Source organism: Pseudomonas taetrolens (assembly GCF_900475285.1).
GTDB lineage: Bacteria > Pseudomonadota > Gammaproteobacteria > Pseudomonadales > Pseudomonadaceae > Aquipseudomonas > Aquipseudomonas taetrolens.
This window is the reverse complement of sequence record NZ_LS483370.1, coordinates 2,711,935-2,735,299: the sequence shown is the minus strand read 5'-3', so window position 1 is coordinate 2,735,299 and position 23,365 is coordinate 2,711,935. Positions and strand designations below refer to the sequence as shown.

22 protein-coding genes and 1 pseudogene are annotated in these 23,365 nt (G+C 58.0%); 8 read left to right on the top strand and 15 right to left on the bottom strand.

Features of this window, described 5'->3' with window-relative positions:
- The first annotated feature begins 23 nt into the window (after window positions 1-23).
- Together DQN55_RS12500 and DQN55_RS12495 are read left to right on the top strand one after the other, a co-directional pair.
- Window positions 24-1,127 carry a NosD domain-containing protein gene (locus tag DQN55_RS12500; protein ID WP_053070923.1) on the top strand — a complete coding sequence of 368 codons (1,104 nt, stop codon included), beginning with the start codon at window positions 24-26 and terminating at the stop codon, window positions 1,125-1,127.
- Window positions 1,128-1,311: 184 nt separating this feature from the next.
- On the top strand, window positions 1,312-2,445 hold the full coding sequence (locus tag DQN55_RS12495) for an alpha/beta fold hydrolase (protein WP_048382164.1): 1,134 nt from the start codon (window positions 1,312-1,314) through the stop codon (window positions 2,443-2,445).
- A 112-nt stretch (window positions 2,446-2,557) separates the two neighbouring features.
- Here the strand turns inward: DQN55_RS12495 and DQN55_RS12490 are convergent, their stop codons facing one another.
- From DQN55_RS12490 to DQN55_RS12475, 4 genes are all read right to left on the bottom strand, one after another.
- Complete coding sequence (locus tag DQN55_RS12490; RefSeq protein ID WP_048382165.1) at window positions 2,558-3,646, bottom strand: polysaccharide biosynthesis/export family protein; 1,089 nt, start codon at window positions 3,644-3,646, stop codon at window positions 2,558-2,560.
- On the bottom strand, window positions 3,639-4,745 hold the full coding sequence (locus tag DQN55_RS12485) for a KpsE/RkpR family capsule polysaccharide export protein (protein ID WP_048382166.1): 1,107 nt from the start codon (window positions 4,743-4,745) through the stop codon (window positions 3,639-3,641). Before DQN55_RS12485 ends, DQN55_RS12490 begins: the two co-directional genes overlap by 8 nt.
- A gap of 54 nt (window positions 4,746-4,799) precedes the next feature.
- Window positions 4,800-5,396: an ABC transporter ATP-binding protein gene (locus DQN55_RS12480; protein WP_231995580.1), complete on the bottom strand. Its 597-nt coding sequence runs from the start codon at window positions 5,394-5,396 to the stop codon at window positions 4,800-4,802.
- A gap of 69 nt (window positions 5,397-5,465) precedes the next feature.
- Window positions 5,466-6,257, bottom strand: a complete 792-nt coding sequence (locus tag DQN55_RS12475; protein ID WP_074702945.1) for an ABC transporter permease — start codon at window positions 6,255-6,257, stop codon at window positions 5,466-5,468.
- 750 nt (window positions 6,258-7,007) lie between these two features.
- Between DQN55_RS12475 and DQN55_RS12470 the strand changes: the two genes are divergently transcribed.
- Window positions 7,008-7,202, top strand: a complete 195-nt coding sequence (locus DQN55_RS12470) for a DUF3649 domain-containing protein (RefSeq protein WP_053070924.1) — start codon at window positions 7,008-7,010, stop codon at window positions 7,200-7,202.
- Window positions 7,199-7,498: pseudogene (locus DQN55_RS22640) on the top strand (PepSY domain-containing protein); the annotation flags it as partial. The gene DQN55_RS12470 and the pseudogene DQN55_RS22640, both read left to right, overlap by 4 nt.
- Window positions 7,499-8,078: 580 nt before the next feature.
- On the opposite strand, the gene DQN55_RS12455 reads toward DQN55_RS22640, so the two are convergent.
- On the bottom strand, window positions 8,079-8,981 hold the full coding sequence (locus DQN55_RS12455) for a LysR family transcriptional regulator (RefSeq protein ID WP_048382170.1): 903 nt from the start codon (window positions 8,979-8,981) through the stop codon (window positions 8,079-8,081).
- A 108-nt stretch (window positions 8,982-9,089) separates the two neighbouring features.
- Here DQN55_RS12455 and DQN55_RS12450 point away from each other — a divergent pair, with 108 nt between their 5' ends.
- Together DQN55_RS12450 and DQN55_RS12445 are read left to right on the top strand one after the other, a co-directional pair.
- Complete coding sequence (locus DQN55_RS12450) at window positions 9,090-10,484, top strand: MFS transporter (protein ID WP_048382171.1); 1,395 nt, start codon at window positions 9,090-9,092, stop codon at window positions 10,482-10,484.
- The gene (locus tag DQN55_RS12445; RefSeq protein WP_048382172.1) at window positions 10,481-11,755 is read left to right on the top strand and encodes a glucarate dehydratase family protein; all 1,275 of its coding nucleotides are present in this window, start codon (window positions 10,481-10,483) and stop codon (window positions 11,753-11,755) included. Before DQN55_RS12450 ends, DQN55_RS12445 begins: the two co-directional genes overlap by 4 nt.
- Window positions 11,756-11,796: 41 nt before the next feature.
- Here DQN55_RS12445 and DQN55_RS12440 read toward each other — a convergent pair whose 3' ends face one another.
- From DQN55_RS12440 to DQN55_RS12425, 5 genes are all read right to left on the bottom strand, one after another.
- On the bottom strand, window positions 11,797-13,158 hold the full coding sequence (locus DQN55_RS12440; protein WP_048382173.1) for a purine-cytosine permease family protein: 1,362 nt from the start codon (window positions 13,156-13,158) through the stop codon (window positions 11,797-11,799).
- Window positions 13,159-13,163: 5 nt separating this feature from the next.
- The gene (locus tag DQN55_RS12435; RefSeq protein ID WP_048382174.1) at window positions 13,164-13,841 is read right to left on the bottom strand and encodes a cysteine hydrolase family protein; all 678 of its coding nucleotides are present in this window, start codon (window positions 13,839-13,841) and stop codon (window positions 13,164-13,166) included.
- Between the two features lie 91 nt (window positions 13,842-13,932).
- Entirely contained in the window at window positions 13,933-14,085 is a 153-nt protein-coding gene (locus DQN55_RS22295) for a hypothetical protein (protein ID WP_162837535.1), read from the bottom strand.
- Window positions 14,086-14,144: 59 nt separating this feature from the next.
- Window positions 14,145-15,188: an LLM class flavin-dependent oxidoreductase gene (locus DQN55_RS12430; protein WP_048382175.1), complete on the bottom strand. Its 1,044-nt coding sequence runs from the start codon at window positions 15,186-15,188 to the stop codon at window positions 14,145-14,147.
- A gap of 171 nt (window positions 15,189-15,359) precedes the next feature.
- Entirely contained in the window at window positions 15,360-15,845 is a 486-nt protein-coding gene (locus DQN55_RS12425) for a flavin reductase family protein (protein WP_048382176.1), read from the bottom strand.
- A 322-nt stretch (window positions 15,846-16,167) separates the two neighbouring features.
- Between DQN55_RS12425 and DQN55_RS12420 the strand changes: the two genes are divergently transcribed.
- A complete protein-coding gene (locus DQN55_RS12420) occupies window positions 16,168-17,574 on the top strand; it encodes a purine-cytosine permease family protein (protein ID WP_048382177.1) in 1,407 nt (468 codons plus the stop codon).
- Between the two features lie 91 nt (window positions 17,575-17,665).
- Here DQN55_RS12420 and DQN55_RS12415 read toward each other — a convergent pair whose 3' ends face one another.
- From DQN55_RS12415 to ribBA, 5 genes are all read right to left on the bottom strand, one after another.
- Complete coding sequence (locus tag DQN55_RS12415) at window positions 17,666-18,820, bottom strand: ABC transporter ATP-binding protein (protein WP_048382178.1); 1,155 nt, start codon at window positions 18,818-18,820, stop codon at window positions 17,666-17,668.
- A gap of 17 nt (window positions 18,821-18,837) precedes the next feature.
- Window positions 18,838-19,647 (bottom strand): ABC transporter permease, encoded by an 810-nt coding sequence (locus DQN55_RS12410; RefSeq protein WP_048382179.1) that lies wholly within the window; start codon window positions 19,645-19,647, stop codon window positions 18,838-18,840.
- Between the two features lie 6 nt (window positions 19,648-19,653).
- The gene (locus DQN55_RS12405) at window positions 19,654-20,598 is read right to left on the bottom strand and encodes an ABC transporter permease (protein ID WP_048382180.1); all 945 of its coding nucleotides are present in this window, start codon (window positions 20,596-20,598) and stop codon (window positions 19,654-19,656) included.
- A complete protein-coding gene (locus DQN55_RS12400) occupies window positions 20,595-21,620 on the bottom strand; it encodes an ABC transporter substrate-binding protein (RefSeq protein ID WP_048382181.1) in 1,026 nt (341 codons plus the stop codon). Before DQN55_RS12400 ends, DQN55_RS12405 begins: the two co-directional genes overlap by 4 nt.
- Window positions 21,621-21,883: 263 nt before the next feature.
- Window positions 21,884-22,993 (bottom strand): bifunctional 3,4-dihydroxy-2-butanone-4-phosphate synthase/GTP cyclohydrolase II, encoded by a 1,110-nt coding sequence (ribBA, locus tag DQN55_RS12395; RefSeq protein ID WP_048382182.1) that lies wholly within the window; start codon window positions 22,991-22,993, stop codon window positions 21,884-21,886.
- Window positions 22,994-23,062: 69 nt separating this feature from the next.
- Between ribBA and DQN55_RS12390 the strand changes: the two genes are divergently transcribed.
- Window positions 23,063-23,356 (top strand): DUF1330 domain-containing protein, encoded by a 294-nt coding sequence (locus DQN55_RS12390; RefSeq protein WP_048382183.1) that lies wholly within the window; start codon window positions 23,063-23,065, stop codon window positions 23,354-23,356.
- The last annotated feature ends 9 nt before the right edge of the window (window positions 23,357-23,365 follow it).

Below are 23,365 nucleotides of genomic sequence, written 5' to 3'. Positions count from 1 at the left end.
ATATGAGGCAGTGAGCGGAGACAATGAAGATGAATAAAAGTTCTGGATTGAAACGAGGTCTGAACTGTTTTTTTTCGTTATTAGTCACTTGCCCGGTTGTGGTCTTTGCCGCAGAGGGCGGGACTTGCAAGCTGCCGGCGCAGAGTGCTTTGAGCGGCAAGGTCGAACTGGACGGTTCTTGTACCTATACTCAGTCTCTCCGGCTCCCCAACAGTAATACGCATCTGGATTGCAAGGGTGCAACGCTGGATGGTGGTAATAAAATTCCTATCGGTATTGTTGTGGGTGGGGGTAAAAAGAAGATCGAGAATGTGACGGTTGAAAACTGCCGTATTCAAAATTTTAAAAACCGTGGCATAAGTATTACTTCCGGTTTTCATATTAAAGACCTTTCCGCCGACAGGGATGCTAACTACAAAATGGCACCCAGCCATATTGTGATCGATAATGTCACGGTGTCTAACAGCGGCCGGGGCGGTGTGTATTTTGACAGCTACACGACGGAATCAACGCTGAAAAACTCCACTGTTCAAGGTTCGGGTAACGTCGGTGTCTATCTGGAGCAGGGGACGCAGCGCCTGAATATTGTCAACAATACCATTCAGGGCAATGGTAAGGCGGGAGGGCGTGAAGGACTGTCCGTCGATTCCTCTGCGCACAATACAATTGAAGGGAATCGGTTTATAGGGAACACCCGTGGCGGCGTGCTGATGTACAAGAATTGCGGGGAGCACTATCGGGCTGGGAAGTCTGCACTCCGTTGGCAGTCGAGCGACTTTAACACCATCAGGAATAATACCTTCACCAATGAGCGTGTCGGTGTCTGGATTGCCTCGCGTCAAGGCAAGGACTTGAGCACGTGGGGATGTGGCGATCCTGCGGTGGACCCGAACGGGAAGTACTACAAGGATTACGCCAATAATAATATTGTCGAGGGTAATCAGTTTTGCAATACCAAGACGGCTGTTCGCGTTGAGGGTGACAACAATAAAATCATGAGAAATCGAATTGATAGCAGGAGTCGGGAGTCAGTGCTCGAGCCTTACAAGCATGCGAAAAAGCCTGATGGCCAGAACACAAAGGGCAACACGGTCGAAAGCAATGACAAGGTAGAGTGCTCGCGCTGAAGGCACGGGGTGGTGGTGGAGAAATCTCCCATTTTGATGTAAAAAGACAGGCCTTCTCAGGGTGTCGGCAGGAAGATCTCCCTTTTCTGGGGTGAGATCAGGTGCCGACACTCCTGTGTGTTGCTTGTGCGTATGTGAGACGCATTCCAGGTCTCGACTTTTATCAAATAATAGGTTTGTTGTTATGGACACGTTTTCGGAGATGGAAGGCAAGCATTTCAAGATCGTTGAACGTGCTGGCTCCAAGCGTCTCATGGTTTTTTTGGCGGGCACTGATAAAACCGATGGTAAATTCGATTTTTGGCACGTGGCGAATGCTCAGGCGTCTCACTTGCTGTTCTTTAACAATGGTCGAAACGAATGGTACCAACAGGGTATTCCTGGTTTTGGTGACAGCCATGAAGGGACTGTCGAAAAGCTCAAGTCGCTTGTTCAATATTTACAAGTTGATGAGGTGTTTTTTGTCGGCGTCAGTATGGGCGGCTATGGCGCTGTCTTATATGGCGCAGCGTTGGACGCAAAAGTACTTGCTTTTGGTTATGACACCAAACTGAAGATTAAGGGCAGTCGCAGTCAGAAGCGAATGCCTAAAAATGTGCCCCTTGCATTTCCCGATCTGCGCCCAGTGATTGAAGCCTCGAAAGTTGAAGTTTTGCAAATCGCCGGAGAGTGTGACTCTCTTGATTTGCTTGCAGCTGCGCACATTCAGGACATGAAGCAAGTCAAGACCATCACTTTAACGGGGGTGGGTCATGGTGGTGCACCTTTTATTAAAGATCACTACGGTTTGTCTGAATTCATCACGCTATGGGCTGACGGTCAGCCGCTTCCGGACATTATCGAGTCCGGTGCCTCGGTGACGAATGGGCCGCTTGTCAGGGCGCTGTATAAAACGTATCTGGCTTTTCAGGAAAAGGATTGGTCAAAGGTTGAGCTCGAAGCCGCCATTGCACTTGAACTTGATCCGCGGCATGAGTATTCAAACTACCTGCTTGGCACCAGTCTGTTAGAGGTTAAGCGGATAGCAGAGGCTCAAGCGCCATTGCTTATGTCCGTTGGCTCGGCGCCGCATTACATGGGTGCGCGCTATCGTCTCGGTCGTGCACTGATGCTTAATAAGCGTCATTCGTATGCGAAAGTGCACTTTATGGCCTATCTGAAGCGCAATCCAGCGGCTCACACTGTGTTGATGATGCTGTCGGATATTTATGCGAGAGAGGGCGATCTTCAGCGTGCAAGGCAGTACCTGCTCGATGCTCTTGAGCATGGTGGGAATGCCGAGAAGATAGAGCCTCGCCTGGCCAGGCTGGCAGCTTGATCCTTGGGCCATCGTGAGAGATAAGTGTTCAGGGTTGTAAAGGGTTTCCGCAAACAAAAACGCCAAGACGTAGTGTCTTGGCGTTTTTGGTTTAACGGTAATATTTCGCCGCTTACTGAATACCTGCCACTCGGCCCACCATCATCGTCTGTACAACAGGGCTGATGATTTTTTGCCATTCATGCACAGCCGCGTTGGTGACATAGATGGTGTCATCCGGCTTGATCACGACCTGGCGAGCGTAGAAGATCGCGGCCGGGTCGCGCATGTCGAGGCGCAGAACGGTAGGTTTTGCCTGGTCGCCTTCGCCCATGCGGAACACGAACACGCCTTCAGGGTTGGCGCTGCCTTCTCTCAGTCCGCCGACACTGCTCAGGGCATCCAGCAAACTGGTGTTTTGCGCTGGCAGATCTTTCAGTCCCGGCTCACCGACGGCGCCCATGGCCACGAAGCGCTGACGGGCGCGTTCGAGTACGACTTCCGAGTTCGGGCGCAGCACCATGTTGTTGCCGGCCAGGATGTCTTCGTAGTTGAACTGTTGAACCTGGTTGCCGGTACGCACGGTAACGTTGACCAGGTGCGGCTCCATTACTGGACCGCCTGCCTGGTTGACGGCGTCGAGCAGGGTCAAAGGCCCTTGCAGGGTGCTGAAGCGCCCCGGGGATTTGACCGCGCCCGCGACCAGTACCGAGCCTGACAGGTCGCCAACCAGTTCGACGTGGGTCTGTACGTCGGTGGTCATGCCTTTGAGTTGCTTGACGATCAGTGCCTCAACCTGGCTGAGGGTCATGCCTGCCACAAACGGCTGACCAACGTAGGGCAACGAAATCTTGCCTTGGTCGTTGATGCGGGTTTTAAGCTGAGTGCCACCAGTTGACAGCGGGGCAAACAGCGCCGAGCCCTCGGGGGCGTTGTCTGTGATCAGGATGCTCAGGACGTCGCCGGGCATCAGTCGCGCCGAAGGGGCGACGGGTTTGGCGATGCTGGCTTGCATCGGGCGCGCGGCACTGCGCATATAAGGTGCGATCGTGTTGGCGTTGATCTCGACCAGATTGTAGGTCGTGTTCTCGGACTCGATGGCACCCTTGTAAGGGCCTGCGCCGGATATGACGCCACTGCAGCCCGAGAGGCCGAGGATCGCCAAGGCCACTGTTGCCAGTTTCAGATGGAACGAGTGGGAGACAGTAAGGGATTTAATCACGATGATCCTCGATCGAAGCCAGGATGAAGCGGGTAATGCCATACAGCATGAGCAGGCCAAGCAAGATAGTTGCCAGGTTATACAGGCGCTCCGGGTACAGTGCCAGTTGCGGGGTGTTCGGGCTGACGACCGTCACCAGGGTGCGGATCTTTTTGCTGGCTTCAATCCGTGCATTGTCCAGTGCAGCCACCGCTGTTTTGTAGCTGGCTTCAGCGATGCCTGCATCCAGTGTCAGTTGCTGGAAAGCAGAGGCGACTACGTTCAGCTGGGAGCCGTCAGTTGACGACACCAGCAGGCGTTTTTCCTTGGCCAGTTGCTGGGCAATGGCGTTAACCCTTTGCTTTTGCTGTTTCACTTGCGGCGAATCGGCGCGCAGTTTGAACTGCATCTCGGTCAATACGGCCTGTTCTTTGGTGTGCTGGCCTTCGAGGTCGGCAATGATGGTGGCACGGCTTTGTGCGGTGTTTGCACCATCGAGTACTTTGTTGGTGTTCTGGAAGTCGATCAGTTCAGCTTTGCGATCCGCGTATTGAACCCGGGCAGTTGCCAGTTCGCTTTTGGCGAAGGTCATTTGTTCGCGGGCAATGCTGTGGCTGACTTCGTTAACGAAGTTCTCGCTGGCGGACAGTATGGTGCGCAGCATTTGTTCAGAAAGCTCGGGGGTGAAGGCTTGTACTTCAACCCGCAACAGGCCGGTAGTTTCGTCGTAATGGGCCGTTACCATGCGCTGGTAGTATTTGAGCAGGTCCTCGCGTGGGGCATCCTTGTTGATCCAGAAGAACATGTCGCTGTGCTGGTCGGCGTATTGCTCGATCCAGTGCAGGCGCTCTTCGAGCAATAGCATCATGTCCATGGACCCGATGTATTCGCGCAGGTAGAGGGTCTCTTCCCGGGACGCGGGGTTGGTACCGGTCAGCAGGGTCGAGAGGCCTGGCATGGCGGCGGCCTGGTTGCCACCGTCCTGGCGGACGACGACCTGCGCACTGCTGACATAGCGATCGGTGGCGAAAATGCCGTAGTAAATGGTCGCCAGAACCATTGGCAAAATCACCAGGCCGATAGCCAGGCGCCAGCGTCTGAGTTTACCCTTGCTGCTCATATATGATGCATCCTTGAAGTCGAACGGTTCTGCTTTATAAAAGAGAGTATGAAGTCAGGAGTTGTAGGCTTTGATGCCTTCGGCGACGTCTTCGTAAACCTGGATCTCGCCATTGCGAACCAGCAGGACGATGTCGCAGATCTTTTGAACTTCATTCATGTTGTGGGTCACCAGCACGACTTTTGACTGCTGTAATTTTTCCTGGAATACGTCGGCACATTTACGTTTGAACTGTGCGTCGCCGACGGACATCACTTCGTCGATCAGGTAGTAATCAAAATCGAAGGCCATGCTCAGGCCGAAGGCCACCCGCGAGCGCATCCCGGAGGAGTAAGTCTTGATGGGCTCATCAATCCAGTCGCCGATTTCAGCAAATTCCTGAACGTAGCGAATTTTTTCGCGCATGTCGTCACCCACTGCGCCGTAGACGCGGCAGACAAACTTGATGTTTTCGCGGCCGGTCATGCTGCCTTGAAAACCGCCCGTCAAACCGACCGGCCAGGAAATGCTTTTGTCTGTGACGACTGAGCCGGAGTCAGGAATGTCGGCAGCGCCGAGCAGGCGCATCAAGGTCGATTTGCCTGCACCGTTGCGCCCGATAAGGCCAATATTCTTGCCTGGCGGAATCGACAGCGACAGGTTGCGGAACACATACCGACGTCCCTTTGGAGTCAGGTAGGATTTGGTAACGTTTCTAAGCTCGAACACGTTGGCCTGTACTCATCCGTTCTTCGTGGAAACAAGGTGCAAGCGGCGTGCGCGGTAGCTACCCATGGCAATAAACAGCAACACCGTGGTCAGGACTATCACGTAGCCCTCCGACACACCGTCCACAGGGGTGTAGTGCGGCAAAACCTGAGCGCGGATCAGCTCGACAATGTGCAGGAAAGGGTTGAGCAGCAACACCGGCATCATCGCTTGCGGCAGGTATGCAGCAGGTACCAGTACGCCGGAAATGAAATACAGCGGGAAAAAGGCCATGCGAATGACCACTTTCAGGCTGGGCAGGGCATGGGTAATCAATGCCAGCACCATGCCCAGGCTGAACGCGAACAACAATCCCAAGGCCAGTGTCACCACCCACATCAACGGGTTGGCTACCGACATGTCGAAGCCGTACCACGCGAAACCAAATACCAGGATCGCGTACACCGTGGCACTGATACAGGCTTCCACCAGCACTCGGGCGACATAGGTGTCCAGGGGCTTGATCTGCTTGTAGCCGAACAGCGAGCGGTTTTCCCGCAGACTGTCCATCAGGCGCAAGGCGGTATTGCGGTAGAGCAGGAAAGGAGCCATCGCGACCAGGACAAATACCGGGTACTCGACGTCAGAGACCGTACGTCCACGAATGACCGCGAATAAAATACTGAAGATAAGCAAGTGGCAAATGGGCTCGACCAGAGTCCATACGGCGCCCATGCGGCGCGCGCCAAAGCGTGCTCGGGCTTCGCGCAGGATAAGGGCGAAGATCACCGATTTTTGAATCTGGAGCGAGGAACGAGGCTTCAATATGTTTACCGCAAGCAGAGCCGCGCAAATGAATGCGCCGGGGAATTCATTTTCAGGAAATGCATAATCCCGCGCGGTAAAGCCGGGACTCGATAGTATTCCATGTTCTAGGGGCAGGAAGACTAATCGTTTCGTGGCATAAGCGTCAATGAAGAAGTCCTGCCTTCTGTAGGGCAACTCCTGAATTTTTAGAGAAGATCGTATCTTAAAACGTCGGGGATTTTTCGAGGAATAAGGAATTATAAGGTGTTGAGTGCAATATCCAAAAGCCACCACCTGTAGGGGAGCGGAGTTGTTTTTTTTTGGAGTTTTATCGGGGGGCATCACCTCTTTGCAGGAAAAGAGGCCAGTACTGAGGGGGTGCTGCTAGAAACGGCGGTGCGGTTTGCTTCAAATCAAACAAGCGGTATTTCGGCTGTGGTCTTACCTGCGGTCGCAGTTGTCACGAGCGCCTGCTTGTCCATCAATGAAGTTCCAGGTTTTTATTGAGGTGGATCCGCCAGGCATTTATCAGAGCGCCAAGAAGAGTGACGATTACGACAGTGCAGATAACGGTGATCCAGATCATTTTTGGATTCCTTTTGCTGTACTACCCGTATAACCCTCGAAAGTTACAAACTCGCGACGGTCTCTGCGCCTTTACATTCACTGACCATAGCCCGGTCTGCCGCTATTGTTGCGGTTTCAGAAAATATAGCCCGCAGGCCCCATGTTCCGGCACATGGAGCCCTTCGGGCGAGGCGCTTTTGATTGGGACGCCTGTTGCCGCTGGACAAGGTCGATGCCCTGATAACGGCCACGTTGTTGTCATTTGTGGTGTACCCGCTGTTCATTCTCTGGGTGTTCTGCTGTCACAGCGTGTGGCGTGCGTGGGCCGGGCTGTCGTTAGCGCTGCCCTTGGGTGTGATCGGCCTCTGGCCGCAGTTGCTGGAGACGCTGACATGAAACAAAAGCCCCTGACCCAGTCACTGTCCTGGTTGCACACCTGGGATGGCCTGGTGTTCGGCTGGATTCTGTTTTCGATTTTCCTGACCGGAACCCTGGCGGTCTTCGACAAGGAAATCGACGGCTGGATGCGCCCCGAGATTCCTGCGCACTCATTGGACAAAGCGCAAAGTGCGCAGCGCGCACTGGATTACCTGCAGCACCAGCACCCCGATGCCAGCGCCTGGAATATCGGCTTGGCCACTGAGCGTTCACCGAGCCTGACGGTGTCTGCGGGCGAGCAACGGCGTGGCGGCTGGGAAGTCCGGGTATTTTTTGCGGTATGGCTGCTGAGTTTGGGGTATGCCGTGATTCGCCCTTGGCTCGATGCCTGGCGCGAGCAACTGGGCCTGACTGCGCTGCTGTGTATCGGGTTGCCAGCCCTGAATCTGCTGGGAGGCAATCGTGGCGATCATGTTTACCTGGAGGTGACCACAGTGCTCATGGGGCTCCTGCTGGCGTGGACATGCTGGAAACTATCGCAGCCCAAGCAAGAGCGTGATGCTCTGGGGGTGGGCCATGGGGCCGGTGGCATGGTTCGGACTGATCTCCCTGGCGGGACTGGGGGTGGCTTTTGTGCTGCCCTATGCCGCCGCGGTGGCGTGGTGGTGCTAGGAGGAGCCTGGGTGTTGTTGGGGCTCATGTACCTCCTTGGACCCTGATTCCGGGGGATTACTGCGAAAAAGGCCGAAGGACCTTCAGGCCGGGGGCTCTGCGCAACCCATCGCAGCCTGCGGCAGCGGCTACAAAGGTTGTAGCAGCCGTCGTAAGCCCGGCGTACCTGTTTCCGGAAAGGGCGGGAGGATCGAAAACCCGAACGCAGCCTCGCTCCGCTCGTCAACCGTCCCAGCCCTCACGCACCGCCCGGCGTATGGCTTCGAGCAACATGGCAAATGCCGGGTTGTCATTGTTCTCGCGCCAGATCAGGTGCAGTTCGCTCTGCACCCCCTCGCCCAGATCAATGTCCCGAAACACCACGTTCTTGAACACCACGCTGGACGCGCAACGCGGTACCAGCGCCAGGCCCATGCCGGCATTGACCAGCGCCAGAATGGTCAGTGAAGAACCCAGCCATTGCACGTATTCCGGGGCCACGCGGGCGGAGCGGAGCATGCCGGTGAGCAGTTCGTTGAAGGGAGGATAGGCGGCATGGGAGTACATCAGGAACGGCTGCGCATCGAGATCCCCGACTGACAGGCGGGTGGCACTGGCTAGTCGATGCTGGCTGGGGACGGCCAGCACAAACGGTTCACGCACCAGGCATTCAGTGGCATAGCCAGGTTCGAGCAGGGGCGCGCGGGCGATCCCGAGGTCGACCCGCCGCGCGCGCAACGCTTCATGCTGCTGGTAGGTGTTCATCTCCGACAGGTCGATTCTGACATGGGGCTGCTTGAGCCTGGCTTCGGCGATGACCTTGGGTAAAAACTCGTACACCGCGCTGCCGACGAAACCGATATTGACCGAGCCGATGTCGCCCTCTGCAAAGCGCCGGGCCGTGGTAGCCGCTTGCTGTGCGCGCTCCAGCAGGTTTTGGGCCTCGACAAAGAAAGCCCGGCCGGCGGCTGTCAGCGCCACGCTGCGGGTAGTGCGGGTCAGCAACTCGACACCGAGGTGATGCTCCAGCAATTGAATCTGCCGGCTGAGAGGCGGTTGCGTCATGTTCAGCCGTTCGGCGGCACGGCGAAAGTTGAGTTCCGTCGCCACGGTGGTGAAACAACGCAGTTGAGTCAGCTCGAACATTGATCTAATCCAGGTATCAATCGAATGCCAAGTTAGATTAGACGGGAACAATGTGCGCGTCCATGATCGGTTCGTCCCTAAAAACAACAATGATCGGGAGTTCCGCCTGTGAACACACTCCACCTTTCACCCGACCCCACGGTACTTGCCCGTGCGGCGTCCAAGGTCAAGCGCCATGTGCTGCCCTTGTTTGTGGTGATGTTCATCGTCAACTACATCGACCGGGTCAACATTGGTTTTGTCCGCAGCCATCTGGAAACCGACCTGGGCATTGGTGCTGCCGCCTACGGGCTCGGTGCCGGGCTGTTTTTCATCGGTTATGCGATTTTTGAAGTGCCCTCCAACCTGCTGTTGCAGCGTTACGGCGCCCGGGCCTGGCTGACGCGCATCATGTTCACTTGGGGCGCCGCGGCAATGGCCATGGCGTTCGTGCGCGGCGAAACCAGCTTTTATGTGCTGCGTTTTATTCTGGGGGCCGCTGAAGCGGGCTTCTTCCCCGGGATCATTTACTACTTCACCCAGTGGCTGCCGTCGACCGAGCGGGGCAAGGCCATAGCGATCTTTCTCAGCGGCTCGGCCATTGCCTCGGTCATTTCCGGGCCGGTGTCCGGGGCGCTGCTGCACGTCAGTGGCATGAGCCTGCATGGCTGGCAGTGGATGTTCCTGATTGAAGGATTTGCCTCGATCGTGCTCTGCGGGTTTGTCTGGTTCTGGCTGCAATCGCATCCCCGTGAAGCGAAATGGCTGAGCGAAGAAGAGAAGGGCGCGCTGATCGCGGCCATCGCCCAGGAACAGCAGGCCCGCGAAGCGGTGCAGACGGTCAAACCGTCGATGTTCAAGCTGCTGGCCGACAAGCAGATTGCGCTGTTCTGTTTTATCTACTTCTCCATCGCGCTGACCATTTACGGTGCGACCTTCTGGCTGCCGAGCATGATCAAGAAGATGGGCAGTTTCGGTGATTTTCAGGTGGGGCTGTTCAACTCGATCCCCTGGCTGATCTCGATTGTTGCGATGTACGGTTTTGCCGCCATGGCCGGCAAGTGGAAGCACCAGCAAGCCTGGGTGGCGCTGACGCTGGTGATCGCATCCGTGGGCATGTTCATGTCCACCACCGGTGGCCCGGTATTCGCCTTTGTTGCCATCTGCTTTGCCGCTATCGGCTTCAAGGCCGCGTCGGCCTTGTTCTGGCCGATTCCTCAGGGCTATCTGGATGCGCGCATCGCCGCGGCGGTGATTGCCCTGATCAACTCCATCGGCAACCTTGGCGGTTTCGTCGCGCCCACGGCGTTCGGTTTTCTGGAACAGACCACCGGCTCGATCGAGGGTGGCCTTTACGGGCTAGCCGCCACCTCGCTGCTGGCGGCCGTGGTGATCTTTTTCGTGCGCACCACCCCTCGCAGCCAGACGTCGCCGGCAGGCCAGCAGCCCGATGCCGCGATCGTCCGATCTTCGTCAACCCATCATCACGCCTTGAAACCTGGTCCAACGGGAGCCGCCTCTTGAAAATCAAACGAGTCACCGTCACCCCCATTGCGTTCCGTGATCCGCCGCTGCTGAATGCCAGCGGCATCCACGAACCGTTTGCCTTGCGTTCGATCATCGAGATCGAAAGCGACAATGGCTACATTGGCCTGGGTGAAAGCTACGGCGATGCTCCGGCGCTGGCGATCCAACAACAACTGCAAACACAACTGATCGGCCTCGACCCGTTCAACCTCAATCAGCTGCGGGCCATCGTTCAGGCCACCGTAGCCGCCTGCAAACCGCAGAGCATTGCCGGTGCCGAGCTGGCGCCCGGGTCCCATGCCAGCAAAGCCGTGAGCAATGCCTATTCGGCGTTCGAAGTGGCGTTTCTCGATCTGCAGGCACACGCCCTGAACGTTCCTCTGGTGGACCTGCTGGGCGGGGCAGTGCGCGATGAAATACCGTTCAGCGCCTACCTGTTCTTCAAATACGCACGGCACATCGACTCGCCATACCCGGCCGACTCCTGGGGCGAAGCCCTGAACGAAGAACAGATCGTCGCCCAGGCGCGGCGCATGATTGAGGCCTACGGCTTTAAAAGCATCAAGCTCAAGGCCGGGACGCTGCCTCCCGAGCACGAAGTGTCTTGTATCAAGGCGCTGAAGAAGGCCTTTCCCGGCTACCCGCTGCGGATCGACCCGAATGGCAACTGGTCACTTGAAACCTCGATCCGGATGGCCGAGTTACTGGGCGATGATCTGCAATATTACGAGGACCCGACCCCGGGCCTCGAGGGTATGTCCGAACTGCACAAGCGCACCGGTCTGCCGCTGGCGACCAACATGGTGGTCACCGATTTCGAGGAGTTTCGTCGCAGTGTCGCGCTCGACAGCGTGCAGATCGTGCTGGCGGATCATCACTATTGGGGTGGCCTGCGCGACACCCAGACGCTGGCCAAAATGTGTCAGACCTTTGGCCTGGGGGTGTCCATGCACTCCAACTCGCATTTGGGCATCAGCCTGATGGCCATGGCCCATGTCGCCGCCGCAGTCCCTAATCTGGACTTTGCCTGCGACACGCATTACCCGTGGCAGGAGCCGGATGAAGAAGTGATAAAGGGCGGAAAGCTGCCCATTGTCGACGGGTGTGTGAAAGTCACCCGGGCACCGGGATTGGGACTTGAGCTGGATTACGAGCAATTGGCCAAATTGAACGACCAATACCTGAGCTGCGGCATTCGCCAGCGCGACGACGTGAAGCAGATGCAGCGCTACAAACCGGACTGGAAAGCCCTCAAGCCGCGCTTCTGAAGGCCTGGCCCTCTCCCGGGAGAGGGCCAGGCTGAGGAGGGTCACGACAGGCCGGCGACGCCGTGGGTGCGCTTGTCGAGTTTCATCAGCCAGTAATAGCTCAGCGCAGGTACCAGCAAGCCAACCAGCCAGGCCAGGTCTACGCCGTCCAGTGCCGTGGCGACCGGGCCAATGTACAAGGTGGTGTTCATGAAGGGGATTTCGAGGGCGATCGCCAGTACAAAACAGCCGCAGGCAATCCAGTTGATGCGTCCGTACATCCCGTTCATGTCGAAGATATCGTCAATCCGGTACTGACCTTTGCGCAGGCAGTAGTAGTCCACCAGATTGATCGCCGTCCATGGGATCAGGAAGTAGCTCATGAAGAAGATGAAATTGAGGAAAAAGTTGATGAAGTTGTCCTGGCTGATGGTGCACAAGGCTGTCGCCACCAGGCTGATCACCAGCATGAACAGGCCACGCACCCGTGGCGTCACCTTGAGCCGGGCAAAGGGTTCGATGACGGTGATGGTCGACATGAACGCGCCATACAGATTGAAGACGTTGATCGACACCTGACCGTACAGGATGAACGCGAACAGCAGCCATGCGCCGCCGCCAAACAACCCGACAACATGCCCACCGACATTGCTCGAAAAGTCACCGATACCCACGCTGAGCATGGCGCCCAGAATCATCATCCAGGCGCCACCGCTGACCGTGCCGGCATAGCTGTACCAAAATACTTTCGCCGACGAGGTGTTGCTCGGCAGGTAGCGCGAATAGTCAGCGACATACGGTGCGTACGACAGCTGCCAGGTCACGGCAATGCTCACCGCGACCAGAAACTTCGACAGCACGAAGCCCGTCGGCAGCCATTGTTCGGGTGCTATCGGGAGCTGCAAAGCGAGCAACGTGGCGGCCGCGAAGATCAGCAGCGACAGCAGAGACAGCAGCTTCTGCAGACGATGAATCAGGCGATAGCCATACAGCGCGACGACGAAGCACAGCGCGCCGATCAGGTAGATGTTGCCGGTGGCCGGCAACGGGCTGACGGACTCCAGCGCCTGGGCGGCGAGCAGGGTGTTGCTGACAAAGAACCCCAGGTAAATCAGCATCACGAACAACAACGGCAACACCGCACCCAGCACGCCGAATTGCGCCCGGCTCTGGATCATTTGCGGGATTCCCAGCTTCGGGCCCTGTGCCGAGTGAGAGGCCATGAAGATTGCCCCCACCAGCGAACCGATAATGATCGCCAGAGCACTCCAGAACAGGTTCAGCCCCATCACCACCGGTAGCACGCCGGAAGCGATGGTGGTGATGTTCATGTTGGCGCCAAACCAGATAAAGAACAGCGAGCCGGGATGACCGTGACGCTCGGATTCAGGGACGAAATCGATGCTTCTTTTTTCGACTTGCATGGCGATTACTCCTGAGTCCGGGTGAGGTGCGCCTGCAGGCGGGCGATGGTGCTTTCGAACGCGTGAGGCGGGTGGGCGAACTCATCCGGCCCTTCGGTGATCAGACTCAGGTGAGCAAGCCCTTGCAGCGCGCGCTGGCATTGGTCGGTGGTGAGGATTTCGAGGGCATACACCCAATTAGCCATTATCAACAGCGCCGCATAGTGGCCAGCCAGCGTGGTGGTGGTGCAGGCGTCGCTGACCAGGCGAATGCGATAACCCAGGGCGAAGGCATCGAATACGCTGCTGAGCACGCAGACATCGGTCAGCACGCCGCTGATAATCAGGGTATCAACCCTGAGAGTCTTGAGCCGGGCATCCAGGTCGGTGCGGTGGAAGGCACTGTAACGACCCTTGTCGATGACGCATTCATCCGGCAGAGGTGCCAGATGCTCGATGATTTCCACTTGACGGGTGCCGGCGCGGTAGCCACTCGGTCCTCCGTCGGCGTCGCGGGGTTCGCCATGAGGCATGTCACTGCCGTCAGCCTGATTGACATGACGGGTATAAATGACCGGGATCCGCTGGCTGCGGGCGGTCTCGAGCAAGGCGGCGGTGTTGGCCTGCACCGCCTCGAAGTTTTTGAGGACGAAACCGTCCTCCTGTTGCATGTCGATGATCAACAGCGCGTTGTTATTGTTCATTGGGCAAACCTGATCATGAGCCGAAGCGCAATGCACGGGCACGCCGGTTGAGGGCGCGGCGTGGCGTGCGTTTATGTTAGTTCGGGTCGGCTCAGTGAACTATTTGCCAGAAACCATTCTGCTTGGCTGCAACGCTGGCGCGCAGGCGTTTGAGGCGGATGTGTGAAGCGGTCCATTCACCGCGCAGGTAAACCTGCTCGGCACTGCAGGGAAGGGTGAGCAATGGGAGGCGGTGAGTGATCATGGCTTCGACCCTGCAGGTCAGTTACCCCCGGCCTGCATGTCCGGGGCTGGTCAGTGGTTTCAGCGAAACGCTGGAACCACGTGTTTGATAAACAGTTCCAGGGACTTTTTCTTTTCCGCGTGGGGCAAGCTGTTGTCACACCAGAAGCTGAACTCGTCCACACCCAGTTCCTGATAGTGCTTGATGCGCGGAATTATTTCTTCGGCGGTGCCGATCATCGCGGTTTTGCGGATGTTTTCCAGTTGGAATTCCGGGCGCTCGGCGAACTTATCCTCCGGGCTGGGTGCCAGGAAACCATTGACCGGCACTTGCTTGTTGCCGAACCAGGCATCGAAAGTGCGGTAAAAACGCGAAATGGCCCGGGCCCCGATTTTCCAGCCTTCGGTATCGTCCGGCGCGTGAACGTGGGTGTGACGCAGCACCATCAGTTGCGGGCGCGGGACGTCCGGATTGTTGTCGAGCGCGGCCTGAAACTTGTTCTTCAGGTCGAGGACTTCTTCGTCGCCTTTCATCAGCGGCGTGACCATCACGTTGCAGCCATTGGCGACGGCGAAGTTGTGGGAATCCGGGTCGCGCGCGGCGATCCACATCGGCGGGTTAGGCTTCTGGATCGGCTTCGGTACGCTGGTGGACGTCGGGAATTTCCAGATATCGCCATCGTGGGCGTAGTCGCCTTGCCACAGCGCACGCACCACCGGGACCATTTCGCGCAAGGCCTGACCGCCGGACGAAGCCGGCATGCCACCGGCCATCCGGTCGAACTCCACCTGATAGGCGCCACGGGCCAGACCGACTTCCATGCGTCCGTTGCTGATCACGTCGAGCAGCGCACACTCACCGGCCACTCGCAGCGGATGCCAGAAGGGCGCGATGATGGTGCCGGCGCCAAGGTGAATGGTGGTGGTTTTGCCCGCGAGGTACGCCAGCAGCGGCATGGGACTCGGTGAAATGGTGTACTCCATGGCGTGGTGTTCGCCAATCCATACTGTGCTGAAGCCAGCGGCTTCTGCCATCAGGGTCAATTCGGTCAGGTCTTCGAACAGCTGACGATGGCTGATGCTTTCGTCCCAGCGCTCCATGTGTACGAACAGGGAAAACTTCATGACGCTTACCTCAAATCTTTTATTGGCGGCCTGTCGACTGCAGACCTGTTTTCTGGAAGGAGCGCTGGACGCTCCCGGGTGTTCTGGCTGCTTGAGGCGCTCGGCGCAAGAGCGTAGAGCGGCTGCGGGTTTTGCGGTATTCCATAATACGTAAAGGCCACGGTCTTGCCATCAGGCGAGGGCGGGCAGGGCACCCATCTTGCCGTGGCAATAGACCAACGGTCCGGCGTTGTGCCGGGGCACGATCAGGTTCTTCACCGAGCCGACCATGATGGCGTGATCGCCTCCTTCATATTCGCGCCACAGCTCGCATTCGATGACCGCCGTGGCATTGGCCAGGATCGGGTTGCCCAGCGCGCTCAGTGTCCATTCCAGGCCTTGAGCCTTGTCTTTGCCCTTGCGTGCAAAGGCATAGGCCTCATTTTGCTGGCCGCCGGAAAGGACGTGGATGGCAAAGCGTTTATTTTTGATCAGTACCGGGTAGGAATCCGAGCTGTAGTTGGGGCAGAACAGTACCAGTGCCGGATCCATCGACAGCGAGCTGAAAGCGCTGGCAGTCAGGCCGACGACCTGGCCGTCGTCATCCAGGGTGGTGATGACGGTGACCCCGGACGGAAACGAACCCATTACTTGTTTGTAGATGGCGGCATCAATCATGGGACGGTCCTCGAACGGTGGGGCTGGTTTTTATGATTTGTAGGTCTGATGGTATACCGTAATACGTTCTTTGCAAGGTCTTTTTTAGTGAAACGATAAACGTACACCATCGGTCTTAAAGTCAATGTTAACGGGGGTTTTAACTGGAAGATCCCGGCATTGATGCGTCAGGATTGCGGATCAGATGAGCGCTCAGGGACCGGATCAGTCTTGTTTTAAGTTTGGAATACCATAATATGGTACTCATCTGAGGGGTTGCCAGAGAGCACCTCCGGTTTGGCTTCATACAACTATAAGATCAGACAAACTTGAGTTCATTCCTATGTCCCAGATGTCCCGGCAAGACCCCCTGATCGAGAACCACACGGTCGACTACGTCCCACTCGCGGAACGCCATGGGAAGGCCCGCGACCTGTTCACCCTATGGTTCAGTACCAATATTGCGCCCCTGCCCATCGTGACGGGCGCAATGGTGGTGCAAGTGTTCCACCTCGACCTGTTTTGGGGCCTGCTGGCGATTGCCTTGGGGCACATGGTCGGTGGCCTCGTGATTGCCCTGGCGTCAGCCCAGGGGCCGCGCATGGGGATCCCGCAAATGGTCCAGAGCCGTGGCCAGTTCGGCCGCTATGGTGCGCTGTTGATCGTCTGTTTTGCGGCGATCATTTATGTCGGCTTTTTCATCTCCAATATCGTACTGGCCGGCAAATCCATTGTCGGGATTGTCCCGTCGGTACCGGTGCCTGCGAGCATTCTGATCGGTGCCTTGAGCGCAACAGCGATTGGCGTGATCGGTTACCGTTTCATTCATACCCTCAATCGCATTGGCACCTGGGTCATGGGCAGCGCCTTGCTGGCCGGCTTTCTGTACATATTCGCCCATGACTTGCCGGCCGACTTCCTGACCCGTGGCGGTTTCAACCTTTCCGGATGGCTGGCAACGGTGTCACTGGGGATCATCTGGCAGATCAGCTTCTCGCCGTATGTCTCGGACTATTCGCGGTACCTGCCGGCCGACATCGGCTTTGCCAAACCATTCTTTGCTACTTACCTGGGGGCGACCCTGGGCACGATACTGTCCTTTTCGTTCGGCGCGGTCGCGGTACTGGCGACCCCCGAAGGGACTGAGGCAATGGTCGCGGTCAAGCAGTCGACGGGCTGGCTTGGGCCGATTCTGATGGTGCTGTTCCTGCTCAATATCATCAGTCACAACGCGTTGAATCTGTACGGTGCGGTGCTGTCGATCATCACCTCGATCCAGACGTTCGCCAGCCAGTGGACACCCAGCATCAAGGTGCGGGTGGTGTTGTCGGCTATTGTGCTGAGCGGTTGCTGCCTGGTTGCCCTGAGCGCCTCGGCGGACTTCATTTCGCAGTTCATCGGCCTGATCCTGGCGCTGTTGCTGGTGCTGGTGCCCTGGGCTTCGATCAATCTGATCGACTTCTATGTGATCAAGCGCGGCAACTACGACATTGCCTCGATTTTCAGTGCGGATGGCGGGATCTACGGGCGCTATAACCTGTACGCAATCGTGGCGTATTTCATCGGCATCATTGTGCAACTGCCGTTTGCCAACACCTCGCTGTATGTTGGCCCGTATGCCAACCTGGTGGAAGGTGCTGACCTGTCGTGGCTGGTCGGGCTGGTGGTTACATGCCCGCTGTACTACTGCCTGGCGACGCGTGGACAGGCACAGGGCGTCAAATCCGCAACGCTGGTCTACAGCGACTAGAAACTTATCAGCCACGCCTGAACCCGACACAAAAACGCCCGGCAAATGCCGGGCGTTTTTGTGGGTGTGCAGTCGCTGGTCTTGGCGGGGTTCAGGAGTGAGCGGCGGCTTTGTTCAGATCGCTTTCCGCCCAGTCGGTGTATACGCAGGCGTCAGCCGTGGCCCAGCGTACTTGCACCGGGTCGCCGGCCTTGAGCGGCATGCCGGCGGCAGACAGCGCCTTGACGGTCATTGCCGTGCCGCCGGCCGTAACGACGCTGCAGGTCTGGCTTTCGCCCAGAAACAGTACTTCCAGCACTTTCGCCGATACGGCGTTCCAGCCGCTGGCCAAAGGCTCCTGGTGAGCTTGCTGCAAGCTCAGAGCCTGGGCCTTTTCCGGACGGACCATCAGTAACACATCCTGATCGTTGTGCAGGCCGGCGGTGAGGCGAATCGACAACGGCTGGCCTTCAAAGCTTGCAGCACCACTGCCCCGGGCCTTGAGCCTGAGGAAGTTAGAGTTGCCGAGGAACGACGCGACAAAGGCGTTGGGCGGGTTCTGGTAAAGGTCGTACCCACTGCCCAGGCCGACAATCTTGCCGTGACTGAAAATGGCGATGCGCTGGGACAGGCGCATGGCTTCTTCCTGGTCGTGGGTGACGTAGACGATGGTGATGCCCAGACGTCGATGCAGTTGGCGCAGCTCGTCCTGCAAGTCTTCGCGCAGCTTTTTGTCGAGGGCCCCCAGGGGCTCATCCATCAGCAGAATGCGTGGTTCATAGACCAGCGCCCGGGCGATGGCCACGCGTTGCTGCTGGCCACCGGAGAGTTGGGACGGACGGCGATGGGCGAACGTATCCAGTTGGACCAGTTTGAGCATGGCGTCGACCCGGCGGTCGCGCTCGGCACTGGACAGCTTGCGAATCGCCAGCGGGAACGCGATGTTGTCGCGCACTGACAAGTGCGGGAACAGTGAGTAGCGCTGAAACACCATGCCGATGTCGCGCTTGTGGGGCGGCACGTTGACCAGCGATTGGCCGTTGACCAGAATCTCGCCGCTGCTCGGTGTTTCGAAGCCGGCAAGCATCGACAGGGTGGTGCTTTTACCTGACCCGCTGGACCCGAGGAAGGTGAGGAATTCACCCTCCTTGATGTCCAGCGAGATGTTGTCCACGGCAGCAAAATCGCCGTAGTGCCTGTTCAGGTTACGCAGGCTGACAAGGGGCAGGTCGGTGGGTTGTTCGAGGTTTTTGATCACAGCACTCATGTCGTTCTCCTGGGCGCTTAAGCGCTGATTGGGTTGCGTCTGCGAAGGGCGGCGGCGATCACCATGACCAGCACCGAAAGGCCGATCAGCAGCGTTGAGGCCACAGCAATAACGGGGGTCAGGTCCTGCCGCAGCGTGGTCCACATTTTGACCGGCAAGGTTTGCAGGGTCGGGCTGGCCATCATTACGCTCAGCACCACTTCATCCCACGACACCAGAAATGCGAACAGGGCGCCGGCAATCATGCCGGGGCGAATCGCCGGAAAGGTCACTTTGAACACGGCTTGCAAGCGTGACGCACCACAAATCACCGCCGCATCCTCGATCGATTGATCGAACAGCTTCAGAGAGTTGATGATCGAGATGATGGTGAACGGTAACGCCACAATGACGTGGCTGACCACGAAAGCGAACAGGGTGCCGGTGTAACCCAGCTTGAGAAACAGCGCGTAGACCGCCACCGCGATAATCACCAGTGGCACGATCATCGGCAGGGTAAACAACCCGTAGAGCATTTCGCGTCCCGGGAAGCGCCCGCGCACCAGTGCAAACGCGGTGGGCAGGCCCAGCGCCACGGCGAAAACGGTGGTCAGCAGTGCGACCTTGAGGCTGGCCAGCGCCGCATTCATCCAGTCGGCATTGGAGAAGAACTGGCCATACCATTTCAGTGTCCAGCCAGGGGGCGGGAACACCAGCCATTGGGATGAACCAAATGAAAGCAGGACGATGAACACGATGGGCAGCAGCAGGAACAGCGCGATCAGCCCGGTGGTGGAATAGAGTCCGAAACGCATGCGTCGGCTCATCGCATTGGGGGTCAGCAGCATGATGGCTTACCTCGCGTTACTGGCGCCAACCGGGGATTCCGGCTGGAGCTTCAGGTAGAAGTAGAACAGCACCAGAGTGATGGCGATCAGCAATGCGGCGCCGGCACTTGCCAGGCCCCAATTGAGGAACGACTGCACCTGCTGAATGATGAACTCGGGCAGCATCATGTTTTGCGCGCCGCCCAGCAGGGCCGGGGTCACGTAGTAACCGAGAGACATCACGAACACCATCAGGCCGCCCGAGAACAGTCCCGGCCGGCACAGCGGCAGGAACACCCGGAAGAAGTTGCTCCAGGGGCTGGCGCCGCAGATCGATCCGGCCTGCAGGATCATCGGGTCGATGGCCTGCATGGTGGCCTGCAGCGGCAGGACGATAAACGGGATCATGATGTAGCTCATGCCGATCACCACGCCAGTCAGGTTGTGCACCATTTCCAGCGGCTGATCGATAATGCCCATGGCCATCAATGCCTTGTTGATGACGCCGGAGGCCTGCAACAGCACCAGCCAGGAGTACGTCCGCGCCAGGAGGCTGGTCCACATCGACAGCAGCACAATGTTGAGGATCCAGCGCCCCCAGCCACGGGGTACCAGGGTGATTGCCCAGGCAAGCGGAAACCCCAGCAGCAGACTGAACAGGGTCACCAGCCCGGCGACAGAGAACGTATTGAGCAACACCCGGCCATAGGCCGAATTGGCAAACAATTGTTCGTAGTTGCCCAGGCCCGGTGTCGGCTCAAGCACACCGCGCAGCAGCAGGCCGATCAGAGGCGCCAAAAAGAACAGGCCAAGGAACAGCAGCGCGGGCACCAGGTTGCCGGCCCCTCGCCAGCGCTGAGCCAGCGAAGAGGATGACTTGAGCATGGTACGCGTGACAGGAGGCGAGCCGGTGACGCCCGAGGCTCCACCGCTTGCTGTGGACGAGTTGGATGCGGGGGCTGTCATTTTCATTTCACCAGCCATTCGTTCCACCGCGTCGCGATGGCCGAACCGTTTTTGGCCCAGTAGGCGAAGTCGAGGGTAATTTGATCGTTGGCATACGCCGTTGGCAGGTTAGGCGCGAGCCCGGTGTCCAAAAGCGCCACGCTGTCCAGGTTCACCGGCGCATAGGCGGTCAGGTTGGAGAAGTCAGCCTGGCCCCGGGCGCTGCTGGCATTGGCCAGGAACTTCATTGCAGCGGCTTTGTTTTTCGCGCCTTTGGGGATGACCAGAATATCGGCCATGACCAGGTTCTGTTTCCAGCTCACCCCGACCGGAGCGCCATCTTGCTGCAGGGCATGCACCCGGCCGTTCCACAGTTGGCCCATGCTGACCTCGCCTGAAGCCAGCAGCTGCTGCGACTGAGCACCGCCGCCCCACCAGACAATATCTTTCTTGATGGTGTCGAGCTTCTTGAACGCGCGATCGAGGTCCAGCGGATAGAGTGTCTCGGCAGGTACGCCATCGGCCAGCAGCGCCAGCTCCAGTACGCCGGGGCTTGGCCATTTGTAGAGCGCACGCTTGCCGGGATAGGTTTTGGTGTCGAACAGAGCGCTCCAGTCCTGTGGCTTGGCCGTGCCGAGGCGGTTTTCGTTATAGCCGAGCACGAACGAGAAGAAGAACGAGCCCACGCCATGATCCGAGACAAATCGCGGGTCGATTCTGTCGCGCGGGATCACCGAAAAATCGAGGGGTTCGAGCAGGCCTTCAGCGGCGGCGCGCAGGGCGAAGTCGGCTTCGACGTCGACCACGTCCCACTGCACGTTGCCGCTTTCGACCATGGCCTTGAGCTTTCCGTAGTCGGTCGGCCCGTCCTGGACCACGGTGATGCCGCTGGCCTTGCTGAAAGGTTCGGCCCAGGCCTGCTTTTGCGCATCCTGGGTACTGCCGCCCCAGCTGACGAAATTCAAACTCTCGGCTGCTACGGCCATGTGACTGACGGTGGTCAGGAAACCTGCAAGCAGGACTGCGGTTGCACGTGTATTCAACGCCATTTTTACGCCCTCATTTGTTGTGTTTTTGAGCGGGCTTTGCAGTGCCCGCCTATCGGGAGCATCAGGTCCATCTGGCCGTTAAAGGTGGCCGGGCCTCGGGGTTTTATTGTTGTTATGCAGGCGCGGCACCGGGGGAGAGGTGCTCGGCCTATGGGATGTCATATTATGGTATTCCAAACTTTCTACAAGTCTTTTGCCTGACCGGCCATCCGCCGGGAATGGCCTGTGGGCAGTGAAATTCTGCCTGCCGGTCAGTCTCGGGCTCAGCCGGTAAAGGCAATGCTCTCCACCACTTCGAGGTCATATCCGGTCAAGCCGGCGTACTTGAGCGGGGGACCGAGATGACGCAGCTTGCCCACGCCGAGGTCCTGAAGGATTTGCGCCCCGGTGCCCACTTCTGAATAAATTCGCGATTGCGAGCGATTGAACTGACGAGGAGGCTGGGTCAATTGCGGCACGCGCTCAAGCAGCGCCTGGGACGATTCATGGTTGGCCAGCACCACCACCACACCCCGGCCTTCTTCAGCCACTCGCTGCAGTGCGGCCCACAGCGTCCAGTTCGAAGGGCCGCTGTATGCAGCACCGACCAGATCGCGCAACGGATCGATTACATGCACCCGCACCAGAGTCGGATCGTCCCGGTGCAAGGTGCCCATGACCATTGCCATGTGCACGCCGCCTTCAATGCGATCTTCAAAGGTGATCAGGCGGAAGTTGCCATGCACGGTGGGCAGTTCTCGTTCGCCGATGCGTACCACGGTGCGTTCGGTGCTGAGACGGTAGTGAATCAGGTCGGCAATGGTGCCGATCTTGATGCCATGCTTGCGGGCGAAGACTTCCAGATCAGGTCGACGGGCCATGGTGCCGTCATCATTCATGACTTCGACAATCACCGAGGCCGGGGTAAAACCGGCAAGGCGCGCCAGGTCGCAGCCGGTTTCAGTGTGGCCGGCGCGGGTCAATACGCCGCCTTCCTTGGCCCGCAACGGGAAAATGTGCCCGGGCTGCACCAGGTCGGCTGGCCCGGCATTGACGTTCACGGCTGCGGCCACAGTGCGCGCACGGTCAGCGGCGGAAATGCCGGTGGTCACACCCGTCGCGGCTTCGATGGACACGGTGAAGGCGGTACTGAAGACACTGCCATTGCTGGGGACCATCTGCTCCAGGCCCAGGCGCTGGCAATGTTCGTCGGTCAGGGTCAGGCAAATCAGACCACGGGCTTCCCGGGCCATAAAGCTGATGGCCTCAGCGTTGCAACAGTCGGCAGCCAGCAGCAGGTCGCCTTCGTTTTCCCGATCTTCGTCGTCTACCATGAGCACCATTCTGCCGAGCTTATAGTCGGCGATGATTTCTTCGATGCTGTTGAAGGCCATGCTGGATTCTCCGGATATGATGCGCCTGAATATGGTATACCATAATACAAAATAACCCGAGAGGTCACTATGAAGGCGTATTGGATTGCACACGTGGATATCACCGACCCCGAGCAATACAGTCACTACACTCAGAGGGCACCGGCGGCCTTTGCGTTGCATGGCGGACGTATCCTCGCCCGGGGCGGGCGCAGTCAGGCCATGGAAGGCCGGCCAACCCCGCAGCGCAGTGTGGTGATCGAATTCGACTCCTACGAACAGGCACTGGCCTGCTACGAATCCGAGTTGTATCAAGACGCGAAAGGGCACCGCGAGGGCGTGGCCCGGGCCGAGGTGATTATTGTCGAAGGCGTGGCGCCCTAGCGCGGCGGG

Bases quoted from the DNA above. Each gene is read 5' to 3' on its own strand.
- DQN55_RS12440 (WP_048382173.1), bottom strand. From the start codon at position 13,158: ATGCAAGTCGAAAAAAGAAGCATCGATTTCGTCCCTGAATCCGAGCGT.
- DQN55_RS12495 (WP_048382164.1), top strand. From the start codon at position 1,312: ATGGACACGTTTTCGGAGATGGAAGGCAAGCATTTCAAGATCGTTGAA.
- DQN55_RS12400 (WP_048382181.1), bottom strand. From the start codon at position 21,620: ATGGCGTTGAATACACGTGCAACCGCAGTCCTGCTTGCAGGTTTCCTG.
- DQN55_RS12430 (WP_048382175.1), bottom strand. From the start codon at position 15,188: ATGAAGTTTTCCCTGTTCGTACACATGGAGCGCTGGGACGAAAGCATC.
- DQN55_RS12410 (WP_048382179.1), bottom strand. From the start codon at position 19,647: ATGCTGCTGACCCCCAATGCGATGAGCCGACGCATGCGTTTCGGACTC.
- DQN55_RS12420 (WP_048382177.1), top strand. From the start codon at position 16,168: ATGTCCCAGATGTCCCGGCAAGACCCCCTGATCGAGAACCACACGGTC.
- DQN55_RS12405 (WP_048382180.1), bottom strand. From the start codon at position 20,598: ATGAAAATGACAGCCCCCGCATCCAACTCGTCCACAGCAAGCGGTGGA.
- DQN55_RS12500 (WP_053070923.1), top strand. From the start codon at position 24: ATGAAGATGAATAAAAGTTCTGGATTGAAACGAGGTCTGAACTGTTTT.
- ribBA (WP_048382182.1), bottom strand. From the start codon at position 22,993: ATGGCCTTCAACAGCATCGAAGAAATCATCGCCGACTATAAGCTCGGC.
- DQN55_RS12415 (WP_048382178.1), bottom strand. From the start codon at position 18,820: ATGAGTGCTGTGATCAAAAACCTCGAACAACCCACCGACCTGCCCCTT.
- DQN55_RS12390 (WP_048382183.1), top strand. From the start codon at position 23,063: ATGAAGGCGTATTGGATTGCACACGTGGATATCACCGACCCCGAGCAA.
- DQN55_RS12435 (WP_048382174.1), bottom strand. From the start codon at position 13,841: ATGAACAATAACAACGCGCTGTTGATCATCGACATGCAACAGGAGGAC.
- DQN55_RS12455 (WP_048382170.1), bottom strand. From the start codon at position 8,981: ATGTTCGAGCTGACTCAACTGCGTTGTTTCACCACCGTGGCGACGGAA.
- DQN55_RS22295 (WP_162837535.1), bottom strand. From the start codon at position 14,085: ATGATCACTCACCGCCTCCCATTGCTCACCCTTCCCTGCAGTGCCGAG.
- DQN55_RS12425 (WP_048382176.1), bottom strand. From the start codon at position 15,845: ATGATTGATGCCGCCATCTACAAACAAGTAATGGGTTCGTTTCCGTCC.
- DQN55_RS12485 (WP_048382166.1), bottom strand. From the start codon at position 4,745: ATGAGCAGCAAGGGTAAACTCAGACGCTGGCGCCTGGCTATCGGCCTG.